Consider the following 17855-nt stretch of genomic DNA (forward strand, 5'->3'; position numbering starts at 1 on the left):
CATGGCCTCGGACACCGTCACACGCCGTGCGCGGCTGCGCTGGCTGCTGCTCCTCGCGCTGCTCACGGTCCTGGCGGTCGGCGTCGGGGCGGCGAGCGGTCTCCACATGATCGCGCGGGTCGAGAAGGCCCTCGACGAGCGGCGAAAGGCCCAGGACGAGCAGGTGCGGCCGGTGACGGCCTACGCCGAGAACGACACTCTCACGAGCCTCGGCACCGTGGTGACCAACCTCGCGGGCCCCGGCGACGTCTGGGTCCGGCTCGAATCCTCCGTGATCGTCAGGCCCGGGACCTTCGCCAATCCCCAGGCCATGGTCGCGGAGATCCGGCAGGACATCGTGGGCTATCTGCGCACGCTCTCGGTCGCGCAGATCGAGGGCCCGAGCGGCCTGAGCCATCTGCGGGAGGATCTCACGGAACGCGTGCAGATCCGCAGCAACGGCCAGATCCGCACCTTCTTCATCGAAACGCTCGTCGTCCAGTAGGGCGCCCGGTCGGTCGCCCGCGCGCGTGGCCGACGCATATCAGGATCGGTCACACGCCATGCTGCGTCGCGTCTTTCTGGCGAGCCCGCTGCTCCTCGTCGCCACGGCGGCAACCGCCCAGAGTTTCAGCCTCGACCAGGTGCTGCCCCCGGGCAACGGCTCGGTCAGCGGGCGCATGATCCAGCTGATCGCGCTGATGACGGTGCTGTCGATCGCGCCGGGGCTTCTCGTGATGGTGACGAGCTTCACCCGATTCGTCGTCGCGCTCTCGTTCCTGCGCTCGGGCCTCGGCCTCCAGAGCGCACCGGCGAATCTCGTGCTCATCAGCCTGTCGCTGTTCATGACATTCTACGTCATGGGGCCGACCTTCGACCGCGCCTGGCAGGACGGCGTCCGCCCGCTCACCGAGAACCGGATCACCGAGGAGGAGGCCTTCGCCAAGGTGACCGCGCCGTTCCGCGACTTCATGCTGGCCCATGTCCGCCCCAAGGATCTCGACACCTTCGCGGAGATCGCCGCTTCCAACCTGTCCAAGGCGCCGGACGGCGGCCGGACGGACCTGAGGATCCTGATCCCGGCCTTCATGATCTCGGAGCTGCGCCGGGGCTTCGAGATCGGCTTCCTGATCGCGCTGCCCTTCCTGGTCATCGACATGGTCATCGCCGTGCTGGTCATGTCGATGGGCATGATGATGCTGCCGCCGACCGTGATTTCGCTACCGTTCAAGATCCTCTTTTTTGTCTTAATCGACGGATGGAACATGCTCGTCAGCGGACTCGTGAAGTCATATTTTTGAAAACTCAAATGTTCCGACAGTCCGATCCGACGAGAAACGTCTCCGACGCCGGACTTTCGGAGTTGACTTCCGCCGCCCGTTGCCCCATCTACGCTTCGACTGCAGCACGAACAGTCAATCCGGAAGCGAGATTGTCCTTCGGCGCAGGATCGATAACAGGTTGAGGTCTTGAGCCATAACGGCGACCTCGAAGGCATGATGCCGCCCTGTTATGCCGGTGAGAGTCCGGCATGTCCCGTACGTAACTTCCTCTCTCAGGGACATCCTCATGTCGAGCCTGTTCACCAACAACGCCGCGATGACGGCGCAGCTGACGCTGAAGCTCATCGGCCAGAACCTGGACAAGACCAACGACGTCATCTCGACGGGTCTGAAGATCGCCGGCGCCTCGGACAACGCCGCCTACTGGGCGATCGCCACGCAGATCCGCCAGGACAACGCCTCGCTCGGCGCCGTGAAGGACTCGATCGGCCAGGGCCTGGGCGTCGTCAACATCACCTACCAGGCCCTCAACACGATGGTCGGCGAGCTCGCCGAGGTGAAGCGGAAGCTGACCACGGCGTCCGGCGTCGGCGTCGACCGCATGCTGATCCAGAACGACCTCAACGCGACGATCTCCCGGTTCCGCGCCTACGCGGCCGACGCGTCGCAGGCGGGCGAGAGCTGGCTGTCGGTCGATTCCAGCCAGCCGACCTACGCGGCGATCCGCAAGGTCGTCTCGGGCTTCACCCGCGTCCTGGGCAAGCCCACCCTGACGACCACCGACATCGATACGGCCCAGCTCAAGCTGTACGACGTCAAGACCACGGCCGGTACCAACGGCACCAGCGCCACCGTGGGGTCGGTCCAGACCACCTACGACACCGCCAAGGCGTCCTACGACGCGGCCCTCGCCGCCTACAACAGCAGCGGCAAGGACACCGCCGCGGTCACGGCCTACACCGCGGCCAAGGCTTCCTTCGACACGGCCACGACGACCTACAACGCCGCGAGGAACACGGCGAACGCCGCGGCCAAGGTGGGCAATGACGGCAAGGGCGGCATCCTGAACAAGGATTACGGCGTCCTCGGCGCGGACAACAACGGCTTCCTCAAGGCCTACACGCTCAACTTCGACACGATGGACATCTCGACGGTCCTGCCGAACGACCTGTCGAAGGTGAACGCCTACGTCGCCATGGTCGAGCGCATCTCCTCGGCCCTGACCGCGGTGGCGTCCAACCTCGGCTCGCTCAAGGCCCAGATGCAGTCGTTCCAGAACTACACCGACACCCTGTCCAAGGCCAACGACACCTCGATCGGCATCCTGGTCGACGGCAACATGGAAGAGGAATCGACCAAGCTGAAGGCCCTTCAGGTCCAGCAGCAGCTCGGCATCCAGTCGCTCACGATCGCCAACCAGAACACGCAGCAGATCCTGAGCCTGTTCCGCAACTGATCCGGGCCTCCCGATCAGTCTGAACATTCGCCCATCGGGCTAGACGGGGCCGCGCATCTTCGGGTGCGCGGCCTTTTTCTTTGCCGCGCCTCACGGAACACCACCTTCGCGCAAGGTTGATCCGCCATCCGGGGGCGGAGCCACTGCGGTGGATATCGAGTCCTGCTGATGCCCGGTCGCGAACACCTCCAGAAGCTCTGGACCAACATCCTGGACCTCGGCCCCCGGCGCCTCATCGCCCTCGGGCTGGTGGGCCTGACCGTGTTCCTGGCGGTCGGCCTGGGCGCCTATTACCTGAGCCGGCCGCTGCGCGAGACGCTCTATTCCGGCCTCAGCCGCGACGACGTGAGCCGCATGGGCGCCGCGCTCAAGGATGCCGGCATCCCCTTCGATATCAGCGCGGACGGGACGTCGGTGCTGGTCAGCTACGGGCAGACGGCCCAGGCGCGCATGCTCCTGGCCGAGAAGGGCCTGCCGCAGAGCGGCAAGGCGGGCTACGAGCTGTTCAACGACCTGGGCTCCCTGGGCCTGACCTCGTTCATGCAGGACATCACGCGGGTCCGCGCCCTGGAAGGCGAGATCGCCCGCACGATCCAGACTCTCAAGAGCGTCAAGGCGGCCCGGGTCCACATCGTCATGCCCGATCCCGGCTCGTTCCGCCGGGAGCAGCAGCCCGCCTCGGCCTCGGTGGTGGTGCGCACGGAACCGGCCAACGACGCCACGGTCGCCCCCGCGATCCGCCAGCTGGTCGCCGCCGCCATACCCGGGATGAAGCCCGACAAGGTGACGGTGCTGAACACCGACGGGACGGTGCTGCTCGCCGGAGACGACGCCACGACGGCGCCGGCCGGGCGCCTGGCGAATCTGGAGCAGAGCGTCAATCGCGAGATCCAGGACAACATCCGTCGGACGCTCACGCCCTATCTCGGGCCTAACAACTTCGAAGTCAGCGTCGTCGCGCGCCTGAACACCGACAAGACCAAGACCGACGAGACGATCTTCAACCCCGACCAGAAGGTCGAGCGCTCGCTGCGGACGATCAAGGAATCGGACAGCTCGCAGAACAGGGTTCCGCAGAAGCCCACCACCGCGCAGCAGAACCTGCCCGATCAGCGCGTCAGGTCCGAGGGCGCCGAGAACTCGAGTGCGGAGAGCCAGCGCCGGGAGGAGCTGACCAATTTCGAGATCTCGTCGAAGACGGTCCAGACCGTCAGCGACGGCTACTCGATCAAGACCCTGTCGGTGGCCGTGCTGGTCAACCGGTCCCGCCTCGAGGCGCTCGCCGGCGGCGCGAAGGGCGGGACCGCGCCGCCCCTCGATCCGCAGGTCGCCGAGATCGAGCAGCTGGTGACCTCGGCGGCCGGCGTGAACAGGGCGCGGGGCGACCAGCTCAAGGTCGCGGCGGTGAGCTTCATCGACGAGGGTCAGCCCCTCGCGCCGGCGCCGGCCCTCGGGTTCACCGACGTGCTGATGCGGCAATCCGGGACCCTGATCAACGCGGCCACGATCCTGATCGTCGGGTGCCTGCTCATCTGGTTCGGCCTGCGGCCGGCCGTCAACGCCATCCTGGCCCGCCCGGCCGAGACCGGAACCGAGCTCGCCCTGGCGACACCGGATGCCGGGAGCGGGCTGGACGGCCCGTCGGCGGAGCAGGGCGGGACATCGCCGGAGCCCAGCCTCATCGAGGATCTGACGGAGCACATGGCGCGGTCACCGATCCGGAAGCTGGAGCAGCTGGTCGAACTCGACGAGGAGCAGGTCGCCAACATCCTGAAGCAGTGGCTGACCCGTGAGGAGGTCGCGCGATGACGGACGCACCTCCGGCCTGGGCCGTCTTCTCGGGAACGAGCCGGCGCTCCTCGAACACCCTCTCGGCCCTGGCGGCCAAGCGCCTGGACTCCGCCGCTCCCGTCCCGCCGGCGCCGCCGGACCTCGACGCGATCGCGGCGGCGGCGCGGGAAGAGGGGCGCCGGGAGGGGGAGGCCCTGGCCGCGCGGGCCGCGCAGGCCGCTCTCGCGGCCGAGCGGGAGGCCGCGGCGGCGGCGCTGGCCGAGACGCGGAAAAGCTGGGTCGAGGCGGAGGCGGCCGTCCTGGCCAGCACCCTCGCCGAGCAGATCCAGGCTTCGGAGGCGCGCCTCGCCGAGAGCCTGGCCCGGGCGCTCCGGCCGTTCCTGACGGAAGCCCTCCGGCAGGAAGCCGTTCGCGAGGTGCGCGCGCTGCTCACGGCCCTCGCGGCGGACGAGCGGGCGGGAACCGTCACGGTCGCCGGGCCCGCGGACCTCACGGAGGCGCTCGCGCGGCACCTCGACCTGCCGCCCGGCCGTCTCACCATCGTCGGTGACGGCCGCCCCGATCTCCGCATCCGGATGAACGGAACCCTGATCGAGACGCGGCTCCAGGCCTGGGGTGAGCGCCTCGCCGCGCTGGTCGAGGATCTCTGAGCATGGCCAACAATCCGCCCGAGATCATCGTCGTCCGCCGGGCCTCCGACGAGGACGACGGACACCACGGCGGTGTCTGGAAGATCGCGTTCGCCGACTTCATGACGACCCTGATGGCGCTCTTCCTGGTCCTGTGGCTGATCAAGGCCACGAACGACGAGACGAAGACCAGCATCGCGAACTACTTCAATCCGATCAGCCTGTCGGAGCCCCTGCCGCTCCGGAAGGGCGTGAACGATCCCCAGCCGGCCTCGAACGATCCGAACGCCGGCAGCAAGGCGGGTGAGCCGGGCGGGACCGCGGACATGCGCGACAAGGGCACCCCCCTGCCGCCGGGATCGGTGCCCCGGGAACGGGAGCTGTTCCAGGACCCCTATTCCGTGCTGGCCAAGCTCGCCGCGGAGGTCGAGCCCGGCAAGCCTCAGAGCGCCGCGATCGGCGATCTCGGCGCGGCGGGACGGCGCGGCGGGGACGCGGCGCGCGATCCGTTCGACCCGCTCTACTGGGAGGTGGACGTCCTCGCGCCCGCGAGGGCCGAGCGAACCGCGCCGGACGGGATCACCCCCCCGCCGCGCCAGGCAAGGCCCGACGCGCGCGGCGCCGAAGCCGCGGGCCGGGAGGGCGAGGCGAAGCCGGCGGGACCGACGCCCGTGGATGCCAGACCGCCGGCGGACAGGGACGGGGAGGTCCGGGCCGAGGGGCCTCCGGTGAACGGGCCGTCCCAGGCCTCCGGGCAGGGCGTGGCGAGCGCGGCGGCGCTGAAGGCGGAGATCGCCAAGATCTTCCCGCCCCCGGCGCCCGGCACGTCCGGCCCCCGCGTCGAGGTGCAGGGGACGCCGGAGGGGCTCCTGATCAACGTCACGGACGATCTCAACTTCAGCATGTTCGCGGTGGGCTCGGCCGAACCCCGGCCGGAGACGGTCCGCGCGATGGAGCGCCTCGCCAAGGCCCTCGCCGCGCGACCGGGCCGGATCGTCGTCCGCGGTCATACCGACAGCCGCCCCTTCCGCTCGGAGGTCTACGACAATTGGCGCCTCTCCACCGCGCGCGCCCACATGGCGTCGTACATGCTCACCCGGGCCGGGATCGACGAAGCGCGGATCTGGCGCGTCGAGGGCGCCGCGGACCGGATGCCGCGCAACGCCGCGGATCCGAAGGCTCCGGAGAACCGCCGGATCGAGATCCTCCTGCAGGGATCTCCAGGATGAGCGTTTCCCGGATCGGCCGGATCGTCGCGGCCGCACTCGGCCTGCTCATCGCGGGGTCAGCCGGCCCCGTCGCCGCGGAGCCGGAGCCCGGCCCCCCGGCCGGCCCGGCCGCAGAGCCGCGGGCGCTGACCGGCGATCCGGTGCAGTGGGTGCGGACGCTCCAGTTGCTGCAGGACCGGGTCGCCGCCGGCTCCCTGGCCGCACGCGAGAGCCAGCCGCTCCTGATCGCCCGCATCAACGCGGATCTCCTGGCCGCCCCGCCCGAGATCTGGGGCCGCCGGAACAATCTCCGGTCCGCGATCACGTTCGCCCTGAGCGGCGGCGGTCCGGCGGTCCTGCGACGGCTGACGGCGCGGGACGGCCTCGGTGAGCCCGAAGCGACGCTCGCGCGCGGCGCGCTCGCCTATCTCGAGGGACGGGAGGCCGAGGCGAGGCGCCTGCTCCAGGATGTCGACACGACGGATCTGCCGCCGACGCTGGCGGGCGCCGTCGGCCTGACGCAGGCGTCGCTCGCCGTGACCGACCAGCCGGCCCGGGCGATCGGCCTGCTCGATCGCGTCCGGGTGCTGCTGCCGGGAACCCTGGCCGAGGAGGGCGCCCTGCGCCGCGAGATCTTCACCCTCGGTCAGATCGGCGACCTGAAGACGTTCGAGGCGCTGGCGATCCAGTACCTGCGCCGCTTCCCGCACTCGGTCTACGCGGGCAATTTCCGGCAGCGACTGGCCTATCAGTTGACGCAGTTCGATATCGGCCACGACGAGGGGCGCTTCGGGACCCTCAACAGGATCCTGAGCGAACTCCGGCCCGAGAGCCGGCGCGACCTGTATCTCCTGGTCGCCCAGACGGCGATCCAGGCCGGCAAGACGGCCGCGGCGCTTCGCGCCAGCGAGAAGGCTCTCGCACTCTGCGCCCCCGGAAGCGCGGAGGCGACCCAGGGCCAGCTCTACCGGGCGGCCGCCGAGATCGTGAACCTGGCGACGTTCCAGTCCGGTCTGCGAACGCTGCGGTCCCTGGACAGGGCCAAGCTCACGGCCCGCGACCAGCTCCTCCTCGAGACGGCCCTGTCGACGGCCGGGGCGATCGGACGCGGGCTCGCCGGCCGGTCCGGCCTGCCGGAGGCCGACAGCCTTTCGAAGCCGGCGCGGGCCGCGCGGGATCCCGCCGACGGGCCCGCGAGCCTGATCCCGAAGGCGCAGGCCACGATCGACCGGATCGATCTGATGCTCAGCAAGGCGACCCCGTGAACACGATCTCCGCCGCGGTCCAGAAACCCGCTCCCAGACCCGACCGGGACGTCGCACCGTCCCCGTATCCGGCGGGCGCCCTTCAGACCCTCCCGGATCCGGGGACGCAGAGCGCCTTCGATCTGGTAATGCGCGCCGCCTCGGGGCGTGCGACCGGGTCCCGCGCCGAGACCGACGCGGGCGAGCCGGGCGAGGCGGGCGAACCGGACGGCGCGACCGGGGAGGACTCGAGGGCCGAGGCAGGGGCATCACCCGGGACGCCGCAGCCTCCGGTCGATCCCGGCACCGCCGCCGCGGTGCTCGCCGAGATCCTGAGCACCGCCGTCCTGTCGACCGCTCCGGACGCTCCCCCGGGACCTGGGACCGATGCCCCGGGACCGGCCCCATCCGCCGCATCTCCCGCGGACCCCGACGCGGTCCCGGAGTTCACCCGGGTGGGGAACGGCCAGGCGGCCGGCCCGGGCAGCCTCCTCCAGGGCAGCCCCCCGAAGGTCGAGGTGCTCGACCGGGCGGTTCACTTCAGGCCCGTCCTCCCCGGTGCCGTCCGGCGCGCCCCCGCGGCCCCGGCCCCGGCAACGGTCCCGTTACCGGCCGCGGCGGAGGCGCAGCTTCACCCCGGCCGCCCCGGATCGGCGGAGCCGGCCGCCGCCGCGCCCCGGACGGCGCGGATCGCGCTGGCCGACAAGGTCGCCGCCGCGGCGCCGAAGGCGATCGCGGCCCTCAAGGCCGATCCCGATCCCCGTCGCGGCGATGCGGTGACCCGCACCGCCGCGACGGGGATCGATGGGCCGGGGGACCCCGCGGCGCGCGAGGACAACCGTCCCCGCTCCGGCATCGCCGGGATTCTCCTCGCCTCGACCGGCCGCCAGGGGCCACCGAGCGGCCCCGTCCAGGGCGCGGGCAACGGGTCCGGGTCCGATCCGGGCCAACCCGCCGCCGCCCTGCCCACGATCGCGGCGGCCATCAAGGAGGAGATCGAGCGCGCGGCCGCGGCCGGGCCGGAGGGCCGCGTCAGCGCCGATCCGGCGATCCCCGCGGCTCCGGACGGGCCGCTGCGGGTTCTCAAGATCCAGCTTCGGCCGGAGAACCTCGGGATCGTCACGGTGGAATTGCGGCTCACCGACGGTCAGCTCGAGACCCATCTGCGCGCCTCGCGTCCCGAGACGGCGGCGATGCTGCATCGGGATTCGGCGATCCTCGCCGAACTGCTCAAGCAGGCCCATTACCGGGCCGAGATCACCGTCGGGCCGGTTCGCCCGACCGATGCCGGGTCTTCCGCAGGCGGATCGTCGTCACAGGGCCAACCCGCCTTCACCGACGGCGGTGCCCGGCCGGGCCACGGCGAGGACGGGCAGCGGCAGGCAGAGCGGCAGCGGGCGGAACAGCGGCCGGCGATCAGCAGACGCGACGGGGAGCGGACGGATGAGACGGTACGTCCTCGCGACGGCGGCGTTTATCTGTAGCGCCGCCCCGGTCGCCGGGAACGTGTGCGAGGCCGAGATGGGCCGTGCCTCGGCCCGTTACGGCGTGCCCCTCGGCGTGCTCTACGCTGTCGGCCTGACGGAGACCGGCAAGCGCGGCTCCCTCCAGCCCTACGCCATGAACATCGAAGGGGCGGCCTATTTCGCGACCGGGCCCCAGGACGTGCTCGCCCACTTCACCGCGGCGCGCCGCCGGGGCGCGCGCCTGATCGATCTCGGCTGCATGCAGATCAACCACCACTATCACGGCGGCAAGTTCGCCTCGGTCGAGGCCATGATCGACCCGCGCGCGAACGTGGACTACGCGACGCAATTCCTCCGGGATCTGAAGCAGCGGGAGGGCAGCTGGACGATGGCCGTGGCGCGCTATCATGCCGGCCCGCACAACAACGCGGCGCAGAAGATCTACATCTGCCGGGTCGTGGCGAACATGGTCGCGACGGGTTTCGGCCAGTGGACGCCGGCCGCGGCGCATTTCTGCCGGTGATCGTCCAGGCCGGGCGCAGAATGCGGACCGGGGCGGGGCCAGGGAACCAACCGGAGGACCGGGGCCTTTCGGCACAGGCCCCGTCACCGGCCGGTCAGCGGACGGGGACGGCCGTCCCCGTCCGCTGACCGGCCTGGAGGAGCCGCATGTCCGACGCCTCAGACCCACCGGAGGGACCGCCCGGGAAAACGGTGCTGCTGGTCGTCCTCACCCTCACGGCCGTTGCCGCCGCCGCCTACGTCCTGATCCACATGGACTAGGTCGCCGGCGACGCCCCTACAGGGTCCGGCAATTCCCGTAACTGACCTTGACGTCGTTGCGGTCCTCGGGATTGAGCTGCGCCTCGACGAAGTTCATCTTGTTGAGATCGATCAGCAGGAAGTAGACGCCGTTCTGACACTTGATCGCGTTGCGCGGGGTGCGCTCGTTCAGCCGCGGCGAGGCCGTCTGGCACTCGTAGTAGTCGGAACGTCCGGCCGAGATCACGGTCAGCAGGCCGCCGCTGGAGACCAGCGAGAATGTCCGGGCCTTGTGGGGCTGCGGTGTCGCCCCTTCGGGTGCGGCGGCATCGAGACCGGTCGACGCCTCCACCGTACACGTCATCGGACGGCGCAGCTGGGAGACCGAGGGCGTGATGCTCAGCAGGAGGAGCGCACCAGCGAGTGCTACCCGTTTGGCGATCATCGGCGATGGATCCGTGATTCGTGGGTAGTTTCTACCCAGAAGCTAGGCCGTTATCCATCGTTGTAAATGCCGCCGGATCGGATCGATGGGCCGATCAACAGATTTGCCGCCCGCTCCATTGCACCGCCCGAAGGATTACGGATCAGGCCGGTTCAACCGTCGGGACCCGGTCCCACCGGAACGCCGGCGAAGCGGGTTCTAATCCTCCCGGACGTCCGGATTGTCGTTGGCGGCCGGGTCGGCGTCGCGCCGCGCCGCGATCTCCGTACCGATGTCCATGAGCAGCAACCGGGACAGGAGCTTCATCGTCGCCGTGCCGTGCGCGGCCACGAGTTGATGGGCCAGGATGGTCGCCTCCACCATGCGGTCAAAACCGTCGTCGTCGGACATGGCGGTGCAGTAACCTGGTTGAATGCCGAGCATACAACTTAAAGGTAAGGACCCGGTTCGACCGTCCGCGCAGAAACAGGATTCTCCATGATCCCGACCGTCCAGGCCGACGCGCTGCTGGGGAGACTGGCCGAGGCCCTGGGGCGCCCGGTCGAGATCTTCTTCACCGGGTGCGGGGACGCATCCGGGGACGCATCCGGGGACGCGTCCCCGGAATGCGACGCGCTGCCGACGCTGGAGCTGCTCCGTCTGTGGGCTGCGCTGCGGGAGCCGGTGAGCCGGCAGCGGGTGCTGGCCACCGCCCGGCAGGAGGCCCGAACCCTGCGGGCCGGCCGCGCCGAGGATGCCGCGGCCGGCTGACCGGCGCTCGCCGCCGGGATCCCGCGACGCGGCGAGCGACGCGGGCCGCCGCGATCAAGGGCTCACGGCCGGCGGCGCGGGTACGGCCGCGAAGGTCAGGGCGGTCGCGGGAAGGGCGGGCGTGGCCGGCTTGTCCTGCTGCGCGGGCTTGTCCTGCTTCTCCAGCTTGGCCGTCCGCCTGTCGCGCTTCTCGTAGAAGGCGTTGCCGCCGGCGACGGCCACGTAGTGCATGTTCGTGTAGGGGAAGTGGTGGCCCGCGGTGTGGAAGAACATCGCCTTCCCGACCTTCGGGTGCCGCTCGCCGGCCAGGACGGCGTCGGCGGCGTCGGCGACCTTCTGGAGATCCTTCTCCTGCATCGGCTTGGTGAGGACGCCCGGCGCGAACTGTCCCGGCTGCCCGACCACCGCGCAGATGCCGCCCGGGAAGATCGCGTTCTCGAGCCGGTTCATGACCACCGTGCCGACGGCGACCAGCCCGTCGCTGTCGCTCCGGTTCGACTCGAAGTACATGGCGCGGCCGAGACAATCGCGCTCGGCGTCGCTGACGACCATCGGCGGCTTGCGGTCGGGGATCGATCCCGTCGTGAGCACCGGCGAGGCGGTGTTGCAGGCCCCCAGGCCCCCGGCCGCCGCCAGAACGATCAGTGCAGGACCGACCTTCGTCCTCTCGCTACCCTGCATGCATCCGCGCTCCGTGCTCCTCCAGCCTGACCCGCCGGGCGGTGTTCCGCTCCGACCGGACGAAGGCCAAGCTTGACGGCACGTTCGCGGCGAGGATGTGGCGAGAGTGTCCCGTTTCGGGACCGGCCCGGAGCCTCAGTGCTGGCCCTGGCCGGCGGCCAGGATGGTCACGCCCACGGCGATCACCCCGATGCCCACCAGCATCGTCGGGTTGATCGCCTCACCGTACAGCCACGCGCCGCCGACCGCCGCGCCGATCATGCCGATCCCCGACCAGATCGCGTAGACGACACCGATCGGCAGCATGTCCATGCTGGTCGACATCAGCCACAGGGCGGTGCCGTATCCGAGGGCCACGATCACCGTCGGCCCGGGGCGGGTGAGGCCCTCGGCGGCCTTGAGCGCCAGGGTGGCGGTCACCTCCGCGCCGATGGCGAGCCCGAGGATCAGGTACGGATTCATGGCACGGCGGACTTTCGGGCTGCGCGGGCTGGGTGAGTCGGGCGGTCGCGGCGTGTAGAATCAGGTTCGCGTCGGACGCCCGAGCGGACGGGGCGGCGCCGGGCCGGCCCGGATCCGCGTCGAAACGGCCGCGGGACGTCGGCGGCCGCCGGAGACAAGGCCACAGATCCGTGAACATTTCCGAACCGGCCCTCCGCCGCCGCGCCGGCGACCGGCCGGCCCCGTGCCAGGGCCGGTTGGGGCTTTCGTTAATGCCTCCTGATCATGGTGACCGCGCGCCGTCCCGCCCCGGGGCCGGCCGCGCGACCGCGACGATCCAGAGCGACACAGACCCAGCATGACCGCGTCCATGGCGATCCCGGATTCCCCGGCCCGCACACGCCGGGGCCGCCGCTGGGGCGCGATCACGGCAGCGGGCGGCGCGGCCGTCGTCGGCTGCGCCTGGACCGCCGCCGCGCTGATCAACGTCCCCGACCCCGTCACCCTGGCGGCGCTCGCGGTCATCGAGCCGTCGTCGGTGGGCACGTGGTTCCCGAGCCGGATCGTCCAGGCCCCGGCCCGGGCGAGCGACCTGCCGGTGCGGCCGCGCCCGATCCTCGACCGCGTCGCCTGGAAGGGGAAGACGGTCCCGCTGATGACGGTGCTGGGCGCGACCCACACCAACGCGTTCCTGGTGCTGCAGGACGGCGTCCTGATCCACGAATGGCAGCGCGCGGGCACCGGACCGGAGACGCTGTTTCCCTCGTGGTCGGTGGCGAAGTCCGTCGTCTCGCTGCTGGTCGGCGCCGCGGTGGCGCGGGGCCAGCTCGCCGAGACCGACCGGGTCTCCACGCTCCTGCCCGAGTTGCGGAACGGCGCGGTGTTCGGTCAGATCACCGTGCGCAACCTCCTCGACATGGCGAGCGGGATCGCGGTGCCGGAGAACTATGATCCCCGGCACCCCCTGACCGGCACCGCCGGGATGTACCTGACGCGCGACCTCACGGCCTTCGTGCGCGACAACGCCCACCTGGCCTTCAAGCCCGGCACCAAGGGCCGCTACCGCAGCATCGACACCGAGCTGCTCGGCCTGATCCTCGCCCGGGTCGAGGGCAAGCCGCTGGCCGACATCCTCTCGGAGCGGATCTGGAAGCCGATGGGCGCCCAGGCCGACGCCACCTGGAACCTCGACCGGCCCGGCGGCATCGAGAAGGCGTTCTGCTGCATCAACGCGACGGCCCGCGACTTCGCCCGCCTCGGCCTGCTGGTGGCCGACCAGGGCCGGTCGGGCGAACACCGCATCATCCCGGGCCGCTGGATCGAGCGGATCATGACCCCGGCCCGGCGCGACGTCGACGGCTGGCAGTACTCGGCCCAGTGGTGGCACGCGCCGGGGGGCGAGGACGACGACATCTCGGCGATCGGCGTCTACGGCCAGTACATCTACGTCAATCGCGCGACCGGCACGGTGATCGTGAAGCTCAGCGACCACGGCGCCGAGCAGGACGAGGTCGACACGCTGGCGGTGATGCAGGCCATCGCGGGCGATCTCGCCGCCGGTCGCCCCGCCGCCGCCCGCAAGGACCCGTGAAGGACCCGTGAAGGACCCGTGAGCGGCGGGGGCCGCGGCCCGAGTCCCGACCGGGCCGCGCTCAGGCCTCTGTCGGACCGGCCCCCGGCACGGAGGATCGCCGGGCGATCGGGCTCAGGGACGCGAGGTCCCGCGCCCGCCAGTTGCGCAGGAGCCGCCAGCCGACCCGCTTCCAGGCGATCGACGGCACCGGCGAGGCCGGATCAACGAGGGCGCTCAGCGCCCGCGTGTAGTCGAGGACGAGACCCGGGGTCCAGGTCATGGACCGCGCCCCGTTGCGCAGGAAGGCCGCGGCCCAGAATTCCGGCGTGGTCAGCGCCGCCGCGAGCTGCCGCCAGGGATGGCCGCCGCGGCTGAACGCGCCCTCCACGGCGATGTCCAGTGCCCGCGCCACCGTGGTCGAGCAGTTGCGGCTGATGAAGTTGTAGGTGGTGTCGCGGCTGTACTGCGCCCAGAACGCCCGCAGCCGGGCGGCGTCGATGCCGTTCAGCGTCACCGCCACCGTGGCCGGGCACCAATCCGCCACCTCCGCGGCGTGCGAGGGCAGGAAGCGCCCGGGCACGTCGTTCTCCGGGCCCGCGCGCAGGCTCGAGCGCAGGTTGGCGGGGGAGCGGTCGATCTCCACGGCGGGGTAGTGGCTGACGTAGAGGTCGTCGCCCTGCTGCAGGGCCGCGTGGCCGGTGGAGAACCGCCCGGCCTTGTCGACGGAGGCGACGTAGCGCCGGATCAGCCGCTGGCCGGCCGGGGTGGTCGCCTGCCCGGTGGGCGTCCAGACATAGACCGTCAGGCTGCCGGGCTCGGTCGCGCCGGCGCCGGTCGCGGCGGCGGCCGGCTCGGCGGTGCCCAGGCGCCGGGTGCGCAGCCCGACCAGCGCGAGGTTGGCGCCGTTCAGGATCAGGAACATGCCGATGCAGTAGCCCACCGTGCCGGCGTACCAGGTCGGCCAGGGCTGGAGATGGAACAGGCCGAAGGCGATGCTGAGGCCGCCCAAGGCGACCGACATCCGCCAGCCGGCGAATTTCAGCAGGCCGGCGATCGTGATCCGGACGAGGCCATCGACCACGAAGGCGACGCCGAAGATCATGGCGAGCAGGAAGGTGCTGTGCCGCGTGGCCATCATGATCAGCACGGCCATGACCGACAGCAGCGCGCCCTTGGCGAGGCGCAGGCGGCGCGCGGCGCCGACCGCGGACGCGCCGACGACGAGGGCGCTCACGCCCTCGGCCAGGAGGATCAGGCCGAACCACCGGTCCGGGACGTGGAGCGCGCCGTCGAGGGAATCGACCACCACCAGGAGGCCGAGCAACGACCACAGCAGGCCGGTGGCGACGATCAGGTGCCAGTGGCGGCGGACCGCGGCCCGGCCGACGAGCAGCATCCAGAGGGGCGCCATCCGGCCGCCGACCGCGTCCGCGGCGCCCGGTCCGGGCGCTTCGAGCGCGGAGAGCGCGCGCGGGATTGAGGTCGCACAGGGTCCGGACATAGGGGTCGCCCTCGAAAGCGCGCGTCGACGAGCCTCTCGCACGGATGCCGCCGTGCCGTCACGGCCGGAGAGAGGCTCCCGACACGCGAGCGTTTCGCGAAACGCCCGGGGCGCACGATCCACGCCTTGCCTGAGAACTTTGTTAATCGCGGCCTGCTCCGGGCGCCAGCGCCCGCGGATAACCGCGACGGGGCCCGGAATCCCGCCGCGCGCCGCCCGACCGAGGGTCGGCAGGACCGCGGCCCCATCGATCCGTAACGGGGCCACATCGGTGATCGGTCCCTGTCTCCGCCCCTGATTCGCGCCCCTGCAGCCTGTCATCGTGCGGCCGTTCGAAGTCATCGCCCACAGCCTGCCGGACCGGATGCCGAAACTGCGCAGAGTTTGCGACAGGCCGCGCGCGCAGCAACCTCATGTTGCCAGACAAGAACAGAAAGTGTTCAAAGAACATCCTAAGATAAACCGTAGACAAAATAGTCAGTTTTTGTATAGTTACGCGCCAATGTTGGCAGACTCGAAGCAGTTTGGTGCATGCTTGGGCGGTAAAAGCTGATCAAGCCTCCAGCTTTATCGATGCACCGTTTTCCATGCCTCGACTCTCGGTACTGGGGGATCCATGAACACCATCGATTTGAACGAAAAGACCTCGGACCCGAACACAGACCTGATCAAGTGCACGGCATCACTGGTTGCGGCCTACGTGTCCCGGAATGCGGTGGGCGTGGGAGACCTGCCGGTTCTGATCGACCAAGTGCACACGGCGATATCGGTCCTGCAGGGCGGCGGTTCGGGATCCGGTCCGGGCTGGACCGGCCCGACGGCGGCGCAGATCGAGGCCTCGATCCAGCAGGACGGCCTGATCAGCTTCATCGACGGCCGGTCCTACAAGACCCTGAAGCGCCACCTCACCGCGCACGGCCTCACGCCGGAGCGGTACCGGGCGAAGTACGGCCTGCCAGCCGACTACCCGATGGTGGCACCGGGCTACGCCGCCAAGCGTTCGGAGATCGCCAAGGCGATCCAGCTCGGCCACAAGGCGGCCTGAGGAAGCCGGGCCGGCCCGCACCGCCCTGGATCGGCGGCCCCGTCCGGGCCGCCGCGCGACGCGGGCGCGGGATGCCCGACGGCGGATCGCCCGATCCGCCGGTCCCGGTCTCCGCGCCGGAAGTGGGGGTCCCTCCGGGCCAGCGCGGAGACCGTCCTTGGCCCGGCAGGGCAGGGCGGATCCCGCGAAGCGCCCGTCGGCCGCGCGGGCCGCTCAGACCCGGGCGACCGCCACGGTCCCGTCGTCCATGGGAATGAAGCGGACGCCCGCCCGGCGCAGCGCCTCGACCGCGTGCAGGCGGGACCGGCTTCCCCGATGCTCGCTGTCCTCTTCCAGACGCCGCACCGTCGAATGCGACAGGCCGCTGGCCTGGGCGAGATCCATCATCGACCAGTCGAGGAGAGCCCGCGCGGCCCGCAGGTGGTGACCGGTCACGGAATGCGCCAGCCCGTCGTGCAGGCCGACCAGGGGCGGCGCGTGGTTGCGGACGGGGTACTTGAGCCCGCAGCGGCCCAGATAGGTCCCGTCCGGATCCCAGACCGGCATCGTGAGGATCCGGAAGTGCCAGAGCTCGCCGTTGGCGAGGCGCTCGTGGGCCGCTCCCTGGAAGAACGCCCGCCGCTCGATCTGCTCCTCGGCCGCCGCCCGGAAGGCCTCGCGCTCCTCCGGAACGATCAGGAGATACGGCTCGGCGCAGATCTCCTCCAGCGGGAGCCCGTGGACCTGGGCCACGGCGAACGGGATGTCCCGGACCCGGTCGAGCCCCATCGAGAAGGTCGCGATATGCTCGGTGAGGTAGAGCGCGCTCTGCCGGCGGCGCTCCTCCTGCCGCAGACGCGCCAGCTGCTCGCGGTCGCTCACGTCGAGCGCCGTGCCGTTGAGGGCGACGGGCCGCCCTTCCGCCGAGACGCGCACCTCCATCGTCAGCGAGAGGGTGCGCACCGTGCCGTTCGTCCGGATCACCCGGACGATGACCTCGCGCGGGACGTGCCCCTGCCGGATGTCGGCCAGCGCCGGCATCAGGTGCCGGTCCTCCGGATGGATCAGGCTCAGCAACAGGTCGTAGCGCGCCTTCGCGGCGTTCGGAACGAGCCCGAGCAGCCGGTAGAACCCGGGCGACCAGACCTGCTCCTCGCCCGCGAAGATCCAGCTCCAGGCACCGCTCACGCCTCGGCTTTCCGTGAGAGTCAGGAACTCTCCCGACGAGAAAGTCAGGGCGCTTAAAGCAGTGTGGAACATCTCGGCACCGATCGAACCGTATCACCGTTTCCGCCACTCGGCCATGAGAATTTTTCCAGCATAAAAATTCAAAATTCAGCCGAAATCTCTTACGATCAAGTCCAGATCCTCGTCGATCGGACGTGAGCTAGCCGCACGACATCTTTCGAGGACGTACGCGCCGGCGCGATCTGTTGCCGAGTTCGCGAATCTGCCGCTGCCGCGCTGTGGACCGAAGCTCCTGAGATCCTCGACCGGCCCCGCCCCGCGGCGCGTTCGGCACACACCGCCATGACAGCAACGCGACGGTCTCCGGGTCGGCCACGACCGTTCTCGCGGCGGCCGTTCTCGGCTACATGGTGTTTCGGAAGTATGATTTTCCG

The 17855-nt window shown here is 70.5% G+C and carries 18 protein-coding genes; 12 read left to right on the forward strand and 6 right to left on the reverse strand.

Annotation, left to right across the window (positions count from 1 at the left end):
* The first annotated feature begins 1 nt into the window (after window position 1).
* From ACTJK8_RS03875 to ACTJK8_RS03915, 9 genes are all read left to right on the forward strand, one after another.
* On the forward strand, window positions 2-484 hold the full coding sequence (locus ACTJK8_RS03875; RefSeq protein ID WP_012318667.1) for a flagellar basal body-associated FliL family protein: 483 nt from the start codon (window positions 2-4) through the stop codon (window positions 482-484).
* 58 nt (window positions 485-542) lie between these two features.
* A complete protein-coding gene (gene fliP, locus ACTJK8_RS03880) occupies window positions 543-1280 on the forward strand; it encodes a flagellar type III secretion system pore protein FliP (protein ID WP_012318666.1) in 738 nt (245 codons plus the stop codon).
* Between the two features lie 268 nt (window positions 1281-1548).
* Complete coding sequence (locus ACTJK8_RS03885; protein WP_024830411.1) at window positions 1549-2718, forward strand: flagellin N-terminal helical domain-containing protein; 1170 nt, start codon at window positions 1549-1551, stop codon at window positions 2716-2718.
* Window positions 2719-2886: 168 nt separating this feature from the next.
* Window positions 2887-4527, forward strand: coding sequence for a flagellar basal-body MS-ring/collar protein FliF (gene fliF / locus ACTJK8_RS03890; protein WP_116655521.1), 1641 nt, complete (start codon window positions 2887-2889; stop codon window positions 4525-4527).
* Entirely contained in the window at window positions 4524-5159 is a 636-nt protein-coding gene (locus ACTJK8_RS03895) for a hypothetical protein (RefSeq protein WP_012318663.1), read from the forward strand. Before fliF ends, ACTJK8_RS03895 begins: the two co-directional genes overlap by 4 nt.
* A gap of 2 nt (window positions 5160-5161) precedes the next feature.
* Complete coding sequence (locus tag ACTJK8_RS03900; protein ID WP_012318662.1) at window positions 5162-6367, forward strand: MotB family protein; 1206 nt, start codon at window positions 5162-5164, stop codon at window positions 6365-6367.
* Window positions 6364-7611 (forward strand): chemotaxis protein, encoded by a 1248-nt coding sequence (locus ACTJK8_RS03905; RefSeq protein WP_440761553.1) that lies wholly within the window; start codon window positions 6364-6366, stop codon window positions 7609-7611. Before ACTJK8_RS03900 ends, ACTJK8_RS03905 begins: the two co-directional genes overlap by 4 nt.
* A complete protein-coding gene (fliK, locus tag ACTJK8_RS03910) occupies window positions 7608-9074 on the forward strand; it encodes a flagellar hook-length control protein FliK (RefSeq protein ID WP_076728368.1) in 1467 nt (488 codons plus the stop codon). Before ACTJK8_RS03905 ends, fliK begins: the two co-directional genes overlap by 4 nt.
* Window positions 9034-9579, forward strand: coding sequence for a transglycosylase SLT domain-containing protein (locus ACTJK8_RS03915; protein WP_012318659.1), 546 nt, complete (start codon window positions 9034-9036; stop codon window positions 9577-9579). The genes fliK and ACTJK8_RS03915 overlap by 41 nt, the downstream gene beginning before the upstream one ends.
* Before the next feature lie 276 nt (window positions 9580-9855).
* Here ACTJK8_RS03915 and ACTJK8_RS03920 read toward each other — a convergent pair whose 3' ends face one another.
* Complete coding sequence (locus ACTJK8_RS03920; RefSeq protein ID WP_012318657.1) at window positions 9856-10263, reverse strand: hypothetical protein; 408 nt, start codon at window positions 10261-10263, stop codon at window positions 9856-9858.
* Window positions 10264-10461: 198 nt separating this feature from the next.
* Window positions 10462-10653, reverse strand: a complete 192-nt coding sequence (locus tag ACTJK8_RS03925; protein ID WP_012318656.1) for a hypothetical protein — start codon at window positions 10651-10653, stop codon at window positions 10462-10464.
* Window positions 10654-10740: 87 nt separating this feature from the next.
* Here ACTJK8_RS03925 and ACTJK8_RS03930 point away from each other — a divergent pair, with 87 nt between their 5' ends.
* Entirely contained in the window at window positions 10741-11013 is a 273-nt protein-coding gene (locus tag ACTJK8_RS03930) for a hypothetical protein (RefSeq protein ID WP_012318655.1), read from the forward strand.
* A gap of 54 nt (window positions 11014-11067) precedes the next feature.
* Here the strand turns inward: ACTJK8_RS03930 and ACTJK8_RS03935 are convergent, their stop codons facing one another.
* A complete protein-coding gene (locus tag ACTJK8_RS03935) occupies window positions 11068-11694 on the reverse strand; it encodes a cell wall hydrolase (protein ID WP_440761554.1) in 627 nt (208 codons plus the stop codon).
* Window positions 11695-11829: 135 nt separating this feature from the next.
* On the reverse strand, window positions 11830-12156 hold the full coding sequence (locus ACTJK8_RS03940) for a DMT family transporter (protein WP_012318653.1): 327 nt from the start codon (window positions 12154-12156) through the stop codon (window positions 11830-11832).
* A gap of 337 nt (window positions 12157-12493) precedes the next feature.
* On the opposite strand from ACTJK8_RS03940, the gene ACTJK8_RS03945 reads away from it, so the two are divergent.
* Entirely contained in the window at window positions 12494-13726 is a 1233-nt protein-coding gene (locus ACTJK8_RS03945; RefSeq protein WP_024830415.1) for a serine hydrolase domain-containing protein, read from the forward strand.
* Between the two features lie 61 nt (window positions 13727-13787).
* On the opposite strand, the gene ACTJK8_RS03950 is transcribed toward ACTJK8_RS03945, so the two are convergent.
* On the reverse strand, window positions 13788-15209 hold the full coding sequence (locus ACTJK8_RS03950; RefSeq protein ID WP_012318651.1) for a DUF4105 domain-containing protein: 1422 nt from the start codon (window positions 15207-15209) through the stop codon (window positions 13788-13790).
* Window positions 15210-15825: 616 nt separating this feature from the next.
* On the opposite strand from ACTJK8_RS03950, the gene ACTJK8_RS03955 reads away from it, so the two are divergent.
* On the forward strand, window positions 15826-16254 hold the full coding sequence (locus ACTJK8_RS03955) for a MucR family transcriptional regulator (RefSeq protein WP_012318650.1): 429 nt from the start codon (window positions 15826-15828) through the stop codon (window positions 16252-16254).
* A gap of 213 nt (window positions 16255-16467) precedes the next feature.
* Here the strand turns inward: ACTJK8_RS03955 and ACTJK8_RS03960 are convergent, their stop codons facing one another.
* On the reverse strand, window positions 16468-17421 hold the full coding sequence (locus ACTJK8_RS03960) for a PAS domain-containing protein (protein WP_440761555.1): 954 nt from the start codon (window positions 17419-17421) through the stop codon (window positions 16468-16470).
* Window positions 17422-17855 lie beyond the last annotated feature (434 nt).

Source organism: Methylobacterium sp. 22177 (assembly GCF_052045615.1).
GTDB classification, from domain to species: Bacteria; Pseudomonadota; Alphaproteobacteria; order Rhizobiales; family Beijerinckiaceae; genus Methylobacterium; species Methylobacterium radiotolerans.